Source organism: Amycolatopsis sp. WQ 127309 (assembly GCF_023023025.1).
In the GTDB taxonomy this organism is placed as follows: Bacteria; Actinomycetota; Actinomycetes; order Mycobacteriales; family Pseudonocardiaceae; genus Amycolatopsis.
Genome location: NZ_CP095481.1, coordinates 8732451 through 8747540, shown reverse-complemented (window position 1 = coordinate 8747540; position 15090 = coordinate 8732451). Strand labels below are relative to the sequence as shown.

The window sequence follows — 15090 nt, the reverse complement described above, 5'->3', positions numbered from 1 at the left end:
CCCGAAAGGCACCACCATGACCGAGAAGATCCTCCGGCCCGACCCGGAGCTGGAACTGCACCTCACCGACACCGGCGGCGCCGGCCGGCCCGTGCTCGCCCTGCACGGCGGCGCCGGCCCCCGGGGCGTCGCGCCGGTCGTCGAGCACTTCGCGCCGGAGAACCGCGTGCTCGCGCCGACCCACCCGGGCTGGGGCGGCACGCCGCGCCCGGAGTGGTTCACCGGCGTCGACAGCCTCGCCGTCACCTACCTCGACCTGCTCGAGGACGAAGACCTCACCGACGTCGTCGTCGTGGCCAGCTCGTTCGGCGGGTGGGTCGCGGCCGAGATGGCCGTGCGCGACCGCGGCCACCGGATCGGCGCGCTGGTCGTGCTCGACGGCATCGGCCCGGAGATCGCGGGGCTGCCGGTGTCGCTGCCGCAGCCGCCGCCCGGCGCGCCCGGGCCCGGGCGTGGGCCCGCGCCCGCCGACCTGGCGGCGATGCAGGTCTACACCGGCACGACGATGGGCGATCCGAAGCTGCTGCGCCGGCTGGCCCGGGTCCGGATCCCGGCCCTGCTGATCTGGGGCGAGGACGACACGGTCGTCACGCCGGCGTTCGGCGCGGCCTACGCCGCGGGGTTCGCGGACGCCCGGTTCGAGGTCGTCGCCGGCGCGGGGCACGTGCCCGCGGTGCAGAACCCGGCCGCGACGTTCGAACTCATCGACGAGTTCCTGGTGAAAGCATGATCGTTCCCCTCTAGAGTGGCTCCATGGTGGACGAAGAAGCCGTCTCGGAGCGGATCCGGCAGGTCGCCGCCTCGCTGGCCGACCGGGCGGGCGATCTCACCGGTGAGCTGGTGCAGCTCTACGCCGCCGAACTGCCGCAGCTGGTCCACGACGACGAGCGCATGGTCAGCCTGCTGACGGCGAGCGTCTACCAGAACATCGAGACCGGCCTGCAGATCCTCCAGCACAGCATCGACCCGGCCCACGTCGAGGCGCCGGCCGCCGCGCTGGAGTACGCGCGGCGGCTGGCCCAGCGCGGCACCCCGGTGTTCGACCTGATCCGGGCCTACGACGTCGGGCAGGCCGCGATGCTCGACTTCGGGTTCCAGGAGTGCACCCGCCAGGTCGGCGACGCCGAGCTGCTCGGGGAGATGATGCGGCGGCTGCTGAAGGTCGTGTTCGGGTTCGTCACCCGGGTGACCCGCCAGCTGATCGCCGTCTACCAGGACGAACGCGACCGCTGGCTGCTCAACCGGAGCGCCGCGCGGGCGGCCAAGGTGCAGGACCTGCTGGCGGAGACCCGCGGCCCGCTCGACGCCGCGTCCGTCGACGCGGCCGAGGCCGTGATCGGCTACCGGCTGCGCGGCACGCACGCCGGGATGATCCTCTGGCACACGGCCGAGGCCTCCGCGGGCGACGTGCTGTCGGTGCTGGAGTCGGTCGCGGCCGCGGTGCTCGGCCGCGTCCAGGACCACGGCCGGCCGCTGTTCGTGCCGCGCGACGAGGCCAGCGCGTGGGTGTGGCTGCCGCTCGGCCCGGACGTCACGATCGGCCGCGCCCTGCTCGACGACGTCCTCGCGACGGCCGAACCCGGCGTCCGGGTGACCGTCGGCGACCCCGCGACCGGCGTCGACGGCTTCCGCGACACCCACCACCAGGCCCTGCGGGTGCACGCGCTGGCCCTCGCGGCCGGCGAGCACTGCGACCGCGTGCTGACCTTCCGCGAGGTCGGCACGATGGCGCTGATGACGTCCGACCTCAACGCGGCGCGGCTGTGGGTCACGAGCACCCTCGGGCCGCTGGCCGCCGACGAGGAGAACTGCGAGCGCCTGCGCGAGACCCTGCACGTCTTCCTCGCCTCCGGCGGCAGCTACACCGGGGCGGCGGCCGAGCTGACGATGCACAAGAACTCCGTGCAGTACCGCGTCCGCAAGGCCCAGGAGCTGCTGCCGCGCGAGCTCGGGACGAACCGGCTGGACGTCGAGCTCGCGCTGAGCCTCTGCCACCGGCTCGGCCGGGCGGTCCTCTGAGGCTTTGGTGTCGTGGACCACACCCGGCGAAGATCGTTGGGTCCCGGACACGAAGTCTTCCCGCGGTTTCCGGCCTACCTTTCGATCATGGGTGAAAACGGTGGGATGCTCGCACTGGTGCGGCTACGCCGAGGCGTCGTCGGCGAGAGCAGACGCGTCTGCCACCTGATCCCCGTCCCCGAAGCCGGCGCGGTCCTCGAGTACCTGACGGCCCTGTGCGGCGAGTCGATCTTCCCCGGCGAGGCCGAGGTGCTCGACGGCCTGCGCGGGATGCCGTGCCACGCGTGCCTGATGGCGAACACGCCCGCGGGCGGCGGGCTCCTGGCGAACGCGGGTTAGCGGGTTCTGGATCGATTTCGTGAAATTGCCACTTCGCGCCGTGCGGGAACTCGTTTTCCGCGGCCGGAGTCGGTGAATATCCGACCACGTGAATGACGTTCCGCCATTGTTGCGGGGAGTAGTCGATCAGATGTCCACTGTGGCCGGCAGCGCGACACAATCCGACGTTCCGGACGCGCCGCGCTGACGATCACGTGGGAAAACCCCATGTCGGAACCCGGATCGATAGTCCATTCGGACCAACTCTGCGGATTACGTACCCCCAGGCGACGTCCTGAGCTTTAACCTTGCGTGATTCTTCGCCATGAATCGCACTGGGGAGTGAGATGAAGTCGACGTCACCGCTGTGGTTGCCGCGCGCCCATTCACGGCCGGAACGGGCTCACCTACAGCGATGACGCAAGCCGGCTGCATCAGACGCTTCGAAGGAGTCGTCCGGCGCTCGCCCGATCGGATCGCCGTCGTCGAGCACGACGCGGTGGTGAGCTACGCCCAGCTGGCCGGGCTCGCCGGCGGGCACGCCGCGCGGCTGCTCGACGCGGGCGTCCGGCCGGGTGAGAGGGTCGGGCTCGTCACCGGGCACGGCACCCGGGCGATCGCCGCGATCCTGGGCACGCTCGCCGCCGGGTGCGCGTACGTCCCGCTGGACCCGACGTTCCCGCGCGAGCGGCTCGCGCACCAGGTCGACGCCGCGCGCGTGTCGGCCGTGCTGGCCGACGCCGAGCACGTCGACCTCGCGGAAGCCTTGTGCCACAACGGGTCCGCCCGGGTCGTGCCGGTCGGGTCGGAGACCGCGCCGCTGCCGGTGCCCGATCCGGACCCGGGCAGCCCGGCCTACGTGCTGTTCACGTCGGGCTCCACCGGCACGCCGAAGGCGTTCGCGCAGACCCACCGCAACCTGCTGCACGTGGTGGACAACCAGATCGCGAGCCTCGGAGTCACCGCGGCGGACCGGCTGAGCCTGCTGGCCTCCTTCGGTTTCGACGCCGCGATCCCGGATCTGTACCCGGCGCTGCTCACCGGCGCCGCCGTCGTGCCGGTCGACCTGCGCGTCCACGGCGTCGCGCACGCCGCGCGGGAGCTGGCGCGGCACGAGGTGACCGTCTACCACTCGACGCCGACGGTCTACCGCTACCTGCTGGACAGCTTCGACGGCGACCTGCCGTCGGTGCGGACCGTGCTCCTGGGTGGCGAGCCGGCGACCTACGCCGACGTCCGCCGCGGCCGGTTCGCGCCGGACACGGTGTTCGTCAACGGCTACGGCGCGACCGAAGTGACCTTCGCCGCGCACCACCGGCTGACCGGCGCCGACGTCGGCCCGGACGCCACCGGCCCGCTGCCGATCGGCACCGCGCTCCCGGGTTACGAGCTGACCGTCCTGGACGGCGGTGAGCTGCAGGTCCGGAGCGAGTTCCTGGCCGCGGGCTACCTCGACCGGCCGAGCCCGGCGTTCGGCACCACGACGGCCGGGCTGCGCACCTACCGCACCGGCGACCTCGGCGAAGTGCTGCCGGACGGCACCCTCGTCTGCCTCGGCCGGCTGGACCGCCAGGTCAAGGTGCGTGGTTTCCGCGTCGAGCTGACCGAGATCGAGGCGAAGCTCGCCGAGCACGCCGAGGTGGCGGAAGCGCGAGCCGTCGTCCGCGACGGAGAGCTGCTGGCCTACGTGGTCCCGGCGCTCGGCCCCGGGCCGGACCCGGCCGCGCTGCGGGCCGTCTTGGCCAACACCTTGCCCGACTATGCGGTGCCGTCGGCGGTGGTCGTCGTGGCGGCGTTCCCGCTGACCGTCACCGGCAAGCTCGACGAGGCAGCGCTGCCGGGCCCGCGTCCCGCCGCGCCGGCTGAAGTCCCGCCGATGAGCGAGGCCGAACAGCGGGTCCACGCGATCTGGCGCGAAGTCCTGGGTCACGTGAGCTTCGGCGTCACCGACGCGTTCTTCGACGTCGGCGGGCATTCGCTGCTGCTGGGGCGCGTCCAGCAGCGGCTCGCCGCTGAGTTCGACACGGACGTTCCGCTGCTCGGCCTGCTGGAACACCCCACCGTCGCGGCCCAGGCGGGGTACCTCGGCGAGTCCGTTTCGGACCGTCCGCGGGCCGTCGAGCCGCTGCCGGACGAGGGTGGCAGCGACCTGATCGCCGTCGTCGGGCTCGCCTGCCGCTTCCCGGGCGCGCCCGACGCGCCGGCGTTCTGGTGGAACCTGTGCGCCGGGGTCGACTCGATCCACGACCACACCGACGACGAGCTGGCCGCGCTCGGCATCGGCCCCGGCCTGCGCGGCGACCCGGCGCACGTCCGCGCCGGCGGGCGCCTCGACGGCGTCGAGGACTTCGACGCCGAGTTCTTCGGCTTCACCGCCGACGAGGCCGCCCGCACCGACCCGCAGCACCGCCTCTTCCTGGAGACGGCGTGGCGGGCCCTGGAGGACGCGGGCCGCGACCCGGCGCGGGAAACCGGCCCGGTCGGCGTCTTCACCTCCGCCGGGGTGAACCGCTACTTCCTGTTTCACCTGTTCGGGAACCCGGCCGTGACCGGCGACGTCGACCCGGACGACTGGGAGGGCCGGCTGCTCGGCCGCCAGCTCACCGACCACCTGCCCGGCCAGGTCGCCTACCGGCTCGGCCTGACCGGACCCGCGATCGCCGTCCAGAGCGCCTGCTCCAGCTCTCTCGCCGCGGTCGGACTCGCGGCGCAGAGCCTCGCCGAATACCGCTGTGACCTGGCGCTCGCCGGCGGCGTGAGCGTCACGTGGCCGCGGTACCGCAGCGGCGGTCTCGCCTCGCCGGACGGCCGCTGCCGCGCGTTCGACGTCGCGGCCGAGGGCGCCGGGTTCGGCTCGGGCGCCGGGGTCGTCGTGCTGCGGCGGCTGGCCGACGCGCTCGCCGACCACGACCACATCCACGCCGTGCTGCCCGGCTGGGCGATGACCAACGACGGCCCCGACCGCGCGGGGTACGCCGTGCCGGGGCCGGCCGGGCAGGCCGCCGCCGTCGCCGAGGCGCTGGCCGTCGCCGAGGTCCACCCGGCCGAGGTCCGGCTGGTCGAGGCGCACGGCAGCGGCACGCCCCTGGGCGACGCGATCGAGGTGGCGGCGCTCAACCGGGTGTACGGCGACCTGCCGCCGGGCACCTGCGCGCTCGGTTCGGTCAAGACGAACATCGGGCACCTCGACGCCGCCGCCGGGGTGGCCGGGCTGATCAAGACCGTGCTTTCCGTGCGTCACGGCGTGATCCCGCCCAACCTGCACTTCACCGCGCCGCACCCGGAGGCCGACCTGGCCGGCGGCCCCTGGTATGTCCCGGTGAAGGCCGCCGGCTGGCCGGACCCGGACCGCCGGGTGGCCGGGGTCAGCTCGTTCGGCATGGGCGGCACCAACGTCCACGTCGTCGTCGAGGAGGCGCCGGCCGCCGGGCCGCGGGTCACCGCCGACGGCCCGTACGTGCTCCCGGTGTCCGCGCGGGACGCGAAAGCCTTGCGCGAAGCGCTTTCCCGGCTGCGCGACCGGCTCGCCGACGACCCGCCACCGCTGGCCGACGTCGCCTACACCCTCGCCGTCGGACGCCGGGAGTTCGCGGCCCGCGCCGCCGTGGTCGCGTCGACCACCGCGGAGGCCGTCGAAGCCCTCGACGTTCTGCTCGCCGACGACGTCGACGTGGCCGGGCCGGCCGGCGCGGCTCACGAACTGGCCGTCCGCTGGGTCGGCGGCGGCGACGTCGACTGGGCCGCCCGGCACGACGGCGCGGACCCGGGCCGGGTGCCGTTGCCCGGGTATCCGTTCCAGCGCAGCAGGTTCTGGATCGACCCGCCGGTCCCGGGTGACCACCCGTGACCCGCACCAGCCCGGCCGCCACCGCGGCCCCGGGCAGCACACCGAACTGGGGAGTTCACCGTGACCGACACGCTGCCCGTCGCGGGCACGCACGGCCCGCCACTGTCCTACCCGGACACCACGGTCGCCGGACTGGTCCTGGAGCAGGCCCGGCGGACGCCGGACGCGCTCGCCGTGCGGCAAGGCGCCGAGCGGCTCACCTACGCTGAGCTGGTCGCCGCCGCCTGGGGCGTCGCGGCCCTGCTGCGTGAACGCGGCGCGGGCGTCGAAACCCGGGTCGGCGTGTGCGCCCACCGGCGTCCCGCCCTGGTGGCGACGGTCCTCGGCGTCCTGCTGGCGGGCGGCTGTTACGTGCCGCTGGAGCCGGGCGGGCCGCGGGCGCGGCTGACCGGGATCGCCGCCGACGCCGGTGTCACGCTCGTCATCGGCGACGCCGCCGTCGCGGAATTCGGCGCGGTGGAAGGGATCGAGGCCCTCGACGTCCCGCCGCCGGGTTCGCCGGGAAGCTGCCCGGCCACCCCGGACAGCACCGCGCACGTGCTCTACACGTCCGGCTCGACCGGCCGGCCGAAGGGCGTGCTCACCAGCCACCGCAACGTCGTCGCGTTCGTCACCGGCTTCGCCGCCCGCCTCGGCGTCGGCCCGGGCACCCGCGCGCTCGGCATCTCCTCGCCCGGCTTCGACGCGTTCACCATGGACGTCTTCGTGCCGCTGGCCCACGGCGGCTCGGTGCAGCTGGCCGGCTCGGCCGACCGGGCCGACCCCGAACGGCTGCGCCGGTTCGTGGTCGAGCACGACGTCGACTGGGGTTTCAGCACGCCGACGCTGCTCGCCATGCTGGACCCGGCGGACGTGCCGGGCTGGCGGACCGTGGCCTGCGGCGGGGAGCCGGTGCCCGCCGGACTGGCCGCCCGCTGGCTGCCCGGCCGCCGCTTCTTCACCGTCTACGGCCCGACCGAGACGACCGTCGTCGTGGTCACCGACGAGGTGACCGGCCGGCCCGCGGACCCGCTGCCACTGGGCACGCCGACACCGAACCACCGCGCGTACGTCGTGGACGCCGACCTGCGCCCGGTCCCGCCGGGCGAGGTCGGCGAGCTGCTGATCGGCGGCCCGGGGGTGGCCGCGGGGTACCTCGGCCGCCCGGAGCTGACCGAGCGGACGTTCGTCGCCGACCCGTTCACGCCGGGGGAGCGCGCCTACCGCACCGGCGACCTCGCGCGGGTCCTGCCGGACGGCCGGCTGGAGTTCGCCGGCCGCGCCGACCGGCAGGTCAAGGTGCGCGGGCAGCGCATCGAGCTGGGCGAAGTCGAGGCCGCGCTGGCCACGCACCCGCAGGTGGGCGCGGTCGCGGTGGAAGCAGTCCCGGGCCCGGGCGGCACGCGGCTGGTCGCGTTCCTCACCCCGGCTTCGATGCCGCCGGGTGGGGCGGTCATCGGTTCGAGCGGCGCCCGGGTGCCGTCCGGCGAGGTCGCGACCGGTCCTACGGCCTCGCTGCCGTCCGACGAGGATGTTCAGGCGTACGCGGGCGACCGGCTCACCGAGGCGATGCGGCCGGCCGTCATCCGGCGGCTCGACGTGCTGCCGGTGAACCCGGTGACCGGCAAGATCGACCGGCCCGCCTTGCGCGCGCTGGCCGAAAGCGAAGCACCGGCCGACCTCGGGGAGCCGGACACGCCAGTGGCCCGGGCGGTCGCGCAGGTGTGGCGGAAGGTGCTCGGCGCCGGTGCGGGCACCGACTTCTTCGCCTCCGGCGGGGACTCGATCACGGCGATGCGGCTGGTCGCGGCCCTGCGCGCGGACCTGGCCGCCGACGTCGCCACCGAGGACGTCCTGGCCGGGCGGACCCTCGACGGCGTCGCCCGGCGGGTGGCCGCGGCCGCCCCGCTGACCGGGCCGGGCCTCACCACCGGGCACGCACCCACGCTGTCGCCGCCGCAGCGGCGGCTGTGGTTCCTGGACCAGCTCGCCCCGGCCGCGGCGCCGTACAACATCGCGATGGCCTTCCGGCTGACCGGCCCGCTGGACGTGGAAAAACTGCGTGCCGCCCTGCGTGCGGTGGCCGAACGGCACGACATCCTGCGCTGGCGGATCCGCCCGGTCGACGGCGTCCCGCAGGCCGAATGCCTTCCCGTGGACGACATTTCGCTGCCGATGACCAGCCTGACCGAGCCGTTCCTCGAAGACCGGCTTGCCGTCGACGCGGCAACCCCGGTGCACCTCGACCGCGAGCCGCCGTGGCGGGTCCGGCTCTACGAACTCGGGCCGGACGAGCACGTGCTCGGCTTCACGCTGCACCACGCCGTGTTCGACGGCTGGTCCCAGGACCTGCTGTGCGCCGACCTCTCCGCGGCCTACGCCGGGGTGTCGCTGCCGCCGCTCGCCGCGTCCTACGCGGACTACGCGGCGTGGCGCGCGGACCGCGACCGCCGTCGCGAAGCCGTCGACCTCGCCTGGTGGACCGAGCACCTGGCCGGGGCTCCGTCCACAGTGGACTTACCTCGCGATCGACCACGCCCCGCCGTGCAGACCTACCACGGCGCGAGCGTGCACCAGGTGTTCCCGGACGGCGCCCCCGACGCCGTCCGGGAGCTGGCCGCGCGGACCGGCACCACCCAGGCCGGGGTGCTGCTGGCCGCGTTCGGGCAGCTGCTGCACCGGCTCACCGGCGCGGACGACCACCTGGTCGCCACCGTCGTCGCCGACCGGCAGCTGCCCGAGACCCAGGACGTCACCGGGTTCTTCGTGGACATCGTGCCGGTGCGGCTGCGCGCCGGCGACGACGTGGACTTCGCGACGCACGCCCGCCGCGGCGGGGCCGAGCTGCTGGCCGCGACCGCACACCCGGCGGCGTCGATCGAGCAGCTCGTGACGGCCCTCGGCGTCGACCGCGATCCCGCGCGGGCGCCGCTGGTGCAGGTGATGGTGAACGTCCTGAACTTCACCGAGCCGCGCCTCGAGCTGGCCGGCGTGCGGGCGGGCTGGCTGCCGGTCGCCAAGCCGGGGTCGCCGTTCGACCTGACCGTCTACGTCCTCGGCCACGGCGTCGAGCTGCTCTACAACCCGGACCTGTTCGACGCCGCCCGGATGAGCGCGCTCGCCGCGGACTACGCGGACCTGCTCGCCGGCCTGGCCGCCACACCCGACCGGCCGGTCGGGACGCTCGTCCCCGAGACCCCGCGGCCTTCGGTGCGCACCGCCGCGCCGGGTGCGATGACCCGCGCCCGGCCGGCACCCGCTCCGGTCGTCACCGACGTCGCCGCGCTCGCCGCGACCGAGGCGGTGATCGCGCAGGCCTGGCGGGACGTGCTCGGCGTCGAAAGCGTGGGCGTCACCGACAACTTCTTCGACGTCGGCGGTCACTCGCTCGCCCTGATGCAGGTGCACGCCCAGGTCACCGCCCGGCTCGGCCGCCGCATCCCGGTCGTCGAGCTGTTCAGCCACCCCACCGTCCGCGCCCTCGCCGCCCACCTGCACGCGGCCGCCGGCGCCAAGCCCGACACCGCGCTGGCCCGCGCCGCCGAGCGGGTCGCCGCCCGCCGCGGGCGCACCCCGTCCGGAAGACCCCGCCGCCCGGCCGCCACGACCGGCCACGAACAGGAGCGCCACCAGTGACCCACTTCGAGACCGGCGAACCCGGCACCGAACCGATCGCGATCGTCGGGATGGCCGCCCGCGTCCCCGGCGCCGGCGACCTCCGGCAGTTCTGGCGCAACCTCGTCGACGGCGTCGAGTCGATCAAGCCCGCCACCCCCGAGGAACTGCTGACCCGCGGCGCCGACCCGGAAACGCTGGAGGATCCCAGCTGGGTCAACGCCACCACGGTCGTCGACGGCTTCGACGAGTTCGACGCCGAGCTGTTCGGCATGACCAGCCGCGAAGCGGAGATCACCGACCCGCAGCACCGCGTGTTCCTCGAGGCCTGCCACTCCGCGCTGACCGACGGCGGCTACGACCCGGCCCGCTACCGCGGCGCGATCGGCGTCTACGGCGGGTCCGGCCGGACCGGTTACCTCATCGAGAACCTCCTGCGCAACGAGCGGATCATGGCCTCGCAGCACGGCGGCATCGGGATGTCGACCGGCAACCAGCCCAGCTACCTGACGACGTCGGTGTCCTACAAGCTGAACCTGCGCGGCCCGAGCCTGGCGCTGCACACGGCGTGCTCGACGTCGCTGGTCGCCGTGCACCTCGCCTGCGAGGCGCTGCGCAACGGCGAGTGCGAGATGGCGCTGGCCGGCGGCGTGAACCTGGAGATGCCGCACGGCATCGGCTACATGGGCGTCGAGGGCTTCACCTCGCCCGACGGGCACGTCCGCGCGTTCGACGCCGAGGCCAACGGCACGGTGTGGAGCAGCGGCGTCGGCGTCGTGCTCGTCAAGCGGCTGGCCCAGGCCATCGAGGACGGCGACCACATCCGCGCGGTCGTGCTCGGCAACGCGATCAACAACGACGGCGCCACCAAGGTCGGCTTCTCGGCGCCCAGCGTCGCCGGCCAGACCGAGGCGATCGCCCAGGCCGTCGGCATGGCCGGGGTCGACCCGCGCACGATCGGCTACGTCGAGGCGCACGGCACCGGCACCGCGCTGGGCGACCCGATCGAGGTCACCTCACTGTCCACTGTGTACGGCCACGGCGTGCCGGACACCGCCTGGTGCGCGATCGGCTCGGTCAAGTCGAACATCGGCCACCTGTCCCAGGCCGCCGGCGTGGTGGCGCTGATCAAGACCGTCCTGGCCATGGAACACGGGCTCATCCCGCCGACCATCAACTACGCCGAGCCCAACCCGGGCATCGACTTCCCGAGCAGTCCGTTCTACCCGGCCCGCACGGTGACGAAGTGGGAGGCGGGCGACGCCCCGCGCCGCGCGGGTGTCAGCTCGTTCGGCGTCGGCGGCACCAACGCCCACGTCGTGCTGGAGGAGGCGCCGGTACCGCAGCGCCGTCGCCTGCCGCGTCCCGCGCACCTGCTGCGGGTCTCGGCGAACACGCCGGACGCCCTCGCCGTCGCCGTCGACCGGCTGGCCGACCGGCTCGCCGGGGACATCGACCTCGACCTCGCCGACGTCGCGCACACCCTCGCGGCCGGGCGCACCGAGTACGCCCACCGCGCGGCCGTCGTCGCCCGCGACCCCGAGGACGCCGTCGACGGTCTCCGTGACACGCGTCGCCTGGTCACGGCGAAAGCCGGCGATCTCAAGGCGGCGTTCTTGTTCTCCGGCCAGGGTTCCCAGTACGCCGGGATGGGCGCCGAGCTGTACCGCAGTGAGCCGGTGTTCGCCGCGGCCGTCGACGAGTGCTGCGCCCTCGCTGGCATCCCCGGCCTCAAGGAGCTGATCCTCGACCGCGGCGGTGACGCGAAGCTGCGCGAGACGCGGCACACGCAGCCCGCGCTGTTCGTCGTCGAATACGCGCTGGCCACGCTGTGGCGCAGCTGGGGTGTCCGGCCCGGCGCGATGATCGGTCACTCGATCGGCGAGTACGTCGCCGCGACCGTGGCCGGGGTCTTCACCCTGGCCGACGCGCTGAAGCTGGTCGTCCGGCGCGGTGAGCTGATGCAGTCGATGCCGTCCGGCGCGATGCTCGCGATCCAGCTCGACGAGGAGGCCGTGGCCCAGCGGCTGCCCGAGGGACTCTCGATCGCCGGGGTCAACGGGCCGGGGACCTGCGTCGTCGCGGGCCCGTCCGACGTGGTGGCCGACTTCGCCGCGCGGCTCAAGTCCAGTGACGTGCAGTGCCGCGAGCTGGTGACGTCGCACGCGTTCCACTCGCCGATGATGGACCCGATCCTGGCGGAGTTCACCGAAGCCGTCGCCGCGGTGCCGCGCTCGGCGCCGTTGCTGCCGTTCCTGTCGAACCTGACCGGTGACTGGATCACCGACGCCCAGGCCACCGACCCCGGCTACTGGGCCGCGCACCTGCGTCAAGCCGTCCGCTTCGGCGACTGCGTGCGGACGCTGTTCGCCGGCGGCGAGCGGTGGGCCCTGGTCGAGTGCGGCCCGGGCCACCAGTTGTCCGGGCTCGCTCGCGGCCAGGTGCCGAAGGGCCTGCCCGCGCCGCAGCCGAGCCTGCCGGGCCTCACCGACCGCGAGGGCGACGTCGAAACGCTGTACGCGGCCGCCGGTCTCCTGTGGACACACGGGCTGACGCTGGAAGCGGTGACGTCCGGACAGCGCGTGCCGCTGCCCGGCTATCCCTACGCGCGCAAGCGGTACTGGGTCGATCCGGATCCCGCCGGGACGACCACGGAGCCGGTGAAGCCGAGCGGGCCGTTGCCGCTCGAAGAGTGGTTCGCCGTGCCGTCGTGGCGGCAGGCCGGGCCGGAAGTGCGGCGCGAGGCGTTCGCGTCCTGCCTGGCGTTCGTCGACGACGACGTCGTGCCCGGGCTGCTGCGCGACGCCGGTGTCGCGGTCACCGAGGTCCGGCCGGGTGCGCGGTTCGCCGCCGTCGACGGCGGGTTCACGGTCCGGCCGGGGGAGCGCGCCGACTACGACGACCTGGTCGCCGCGCTCGGCACCCGGCCCGAGCGGGTCGTGCACGCGTGGGCGCTGGGCGGCACCGAGACCGGGATGGCGGCCCAGGAGCGCGGGTTCTTCAGCGTGCTCAGCCTCGTCCAGGCGTGGGCCGAGCCGCTGCGGATCGACGTGCTCAGCACCGGCACCGCCGACGTCACCGGCACCGACCTGACCCGCCCCGACCACGCGACGCTCGCCGGGATCGCCCGCGTGCTGCCCCTGGAACAGCCCGGCACGGTCGTGCGCCGGATCGACGTCGAGACGCTGTCGCCCGAGATCGTCGCCGAGTTGTCCGCGCCGGCGGACGCCCACGCCGAGGTCGCGCTGCGCCGCGGCCGCCGCTGGGTGCTCGACCACACGCAGCTCACGCTGCCCGAAGCCGAGACGCCGGTCCTGCGGGCCGGCGGCCGCTACCTGATCACCGGCGGCACCGGTGGCATCGGCATCACCCTCGCCGAGGACTTCGCCCTGCGCGTCCGGGCAAAGCTCATCCTGCTGTCCCGCAACGGCTTGCCGCCGCGTGAGGAGTGGGACGCGCACCTGGCCGCTCAGGGCGGCACCGACCGGCTCGGACGCGCGATGCTCGCCGTCCGGCGGATGGAGGCGGCCGGCGCGGTGGTGCACGTGCTCGCCGCCGACGTCACCGACCCGGCACGGCTGCGGGAGGTCCGGGAGCTGGCCGAGCGCGAGTTCGGCGGCCTCGACGGCATCGTCCACGCGGCGGGGCTGCCCGGCGGTGGCGTCGCCGAGGTGAAGGAGCGTTCGGCCGCCGAAGCCGTGCTCGCGCCGAAGATCGGCGGCACCCTCGCGCTGGCCGAGGCGTTCTCGGACCTGCCGATGGACTTCGTCGCGCTGTGCTCGTCGGTCACCTCGGTGTCCGGGGACTTCGGGCAGGTCGACTATTGCGCGGCCAACAACTTCCTCGACGCCTACGCCCGTGGCGACCACGGCTGGCAGGCCCGGGTCGTCGCGCACGACTGGGGCGGCTGGGACGAGGTCGGCATGGCCGCCGAAGTCGAAGCACCGTCCTCGATCCGGTCGACGCGCGAGCGTGCGGACGGCCCGGTCGCGCACCCGGTCCTGACCACGCGCTCCGCGGGCGGCGTTCACGGGCTCGTCTCGGCGACCGGGCACTGGCTGCTCGACGAGCACCGGATCGCCGGTGTGCCGGTGGTGCCCGGGACCGGGCACCTGGAGACCGTCCGGGCCGCGGTCGAAGCGGCGCTGCCGAAGCCCGCCGACGGTCACGTCGTCGAACTGCGGGACGTCGCGTTCCTGGAACCGTTCTCGGTGCCGGAAGGTTCGGTCGCCGAGTACCGCGTCGGCTTCGACGGTGACGGGTTCACCGTGACCAGCCGCCTGGCGGGCGTGACCAAGACGCACGTCCGCGGCTCCGCGGGCTGGGTCCCGGCGCCGAAGGTGTCCACTGTGGACCTCGACGCCGTCCGGAGCCGGACCGAGGTGCTCGACGACGGCAAGGGCTTCGGCACCGGCCGGACCAGCATGGTCACCTTCGGTCCACGCTGGGCCGCACTGCGGACCCACCACCTCGGCGACCACGAGGAACTCGCGTCGATCGTCGCGCCGGACGCGGCGGCGGGCGACACCGGCTGGGGCCTGCACCCGGCGCTGCTCGACATCGCGACGGCGTTCGGCCGCGGCCGGGGCAGCGGCACCTACCTGCCGATGAGCTACGGCCGGGTGGTCGTGCACGACGTCCTCCCGGCGAGCTTCCACAGCCACCTGCGCTACCGCGACGCCGGTGGAGACCAGGTGATCGCCGCCGACCTGACGCTGTGCGCGGACGACGGCCGCGTGGTGGCCGAGATCGAGGACTTCGTGCTGCGCCAGGTCGACGAGAACGCCGTCAGCGGCGGGCTCGCCAAGAAGCCTTCCGCGGTCGCGGCGACGTCGTCCGGGATCCGGCCGGTCGACGGCGCCGAGGCGTTCCTGCGGGCGCTGACGCCGGGGCTGGGTGGTCAGGTCGTCATCAGCACCCGCCCGGTGCGGGACCTCTTCGACCGCCGGGTCACCGCCGAAGCGCTGGTGGAGACCGACGACGTCGTGGAAGCCGCCACGCCGCCGGCCCAGGACGACTACGTCGCTCCGCGCACCGACCTCGAAGCGGAGATCGCCCGGCAGTGGGCCGAAGTCCTCGGCGTCGAGCGCATCGGCGTCCACGACGACTTCTTCGCCCTCGGCGGCAACTCACTGGTCGCCATTCAGCTCATCGCCCAGGTCCGCAAGACCACCGGCGCCCGGCTGGCGATGAAGACGCTGTTCGAATCCTCCACGGTGGCCACCCTCGTCGAGCGGATCGAGGAACTGCGTGCCGACGCTGTTCCGGCCGAAGAACCCGCCGCCACCACCATCCCCAAGCTCGAGCGCTGA

At 74.3% G+C, this 15090-nt stretch carries 6 protein-coding genes; all 6 read left to right on the top strand.

What is annotated here, in order from left to right; genetic code table 11:
• Nucleotides 1–16 precede the first annotated feature (16 nt).
• The 6 genes from MUY22_RS38500 to MUY22_RS38475 all read left to right on the top strand — a co-directional run bounded on the left by MUY22_RS38500 (nucleotide 17) and on the right by MUY22_RS38475 (nucleotide 15090).
• Nucleotides 17–730, top strand: a complete 714-nt coding sequence (locus MUY22_RS38500; RefSeq protein WP_247052098.1) for an alpha/beta fold hydrolase — start codon at nucleotides 17–19, stop codon at nucleotides 728–730.
• Between the two features lie 23 nt (nucleotides 731–753).
• Nucleotides 754–2019, top strand: a complete 1266-nt coding sequence (locus MUY22_RS38495) for a CdaR family transcriptional regulator (RefSeq protein ID WP_247052097.1) — start codon at nucleotides 754–756, stop codon at nucleotides 2017–2019.
• Nucleotides 2020–2106: 87 nt separating this feature from the next.
• A complete protein-coding gene (locus MUY22_RS38490; RefSeq protein WP_247052096.1) occupies nucleotides 2107–2358 on the top strand; it encodes a hypothetical protein in 252 nt (83 codons plus the stop codon).
• Nucleotides 2359–2752: 394 nt separating this feature from the next.
• Nucleotides 2753–6184: an AMP-binding protein gene (locus MUY22_RS38485; RefSeq protein WP_247052095.1), complete on the top strand. Its 3432-nt coding sequence runs from the start codon at nucleotides 2753–2755 to the stop codon at nucleotides 6182–6184.
• Between the two features lie 60 nt (nucleotides 6185–6244).
• The gene (locus tag MUY22_RS38480) at nucleotides 6245–9799 is read left to right on the top strand and encodes an amino acid adenylation domain-containing protein (RefSeq protein ID WP_247052094.1); all 3555 of its coding nucleotides are present in this window, start codon (nucleotides 6245–6247) and stop codon (nucleotides 9797–9799) included.
• A complete protein-coding gene (locus MUY22_RS38475; protein WP_247052093.1) occupies nucleotides 9796–15090 on the top strand; it encodes a type I polyketide synthase in 5295 nt (1764 codons plus the stop codon). Before MUY22_RS38480 ends, MUY22_RS38475 begins: the two co-directional genes overlap by 4 nt.

What these genes read in the sequence shown, in the direction of transcription:
- MUY22_RS38500 (WP_247052098.1), top strand. Translation starts at nt 17, where the DNA reads ATGACCGAGAAGATCCTCCGGCCCGACCCGGAGCTGGAACTGCACCTC.
- MUY22_RS38495 (WP_247052097.1), top strand. Translation starts at nt 754, where the DNA reads ATGGTGGACGAAGAAGCCGTCTCGGAGCGGATCCGGCAGGTCGCCGCC.
- MUY22_RS38490 (WP_247052096.1), top strand. Translation starts at nt 2,107, where the DNA reads ATGGGTGAAAACGGTGGGATGCTCGCACTGGTGCGGCTACGCCGAGGC.
- MUY22_RS38485 (WP_247052095.1), top strand. Translation starts at nt 2,753, where the DNA reads ATGACGCAAGCCGGCTGCATCAGACGCTTCGAAGGAGTCGTCCGGCGC.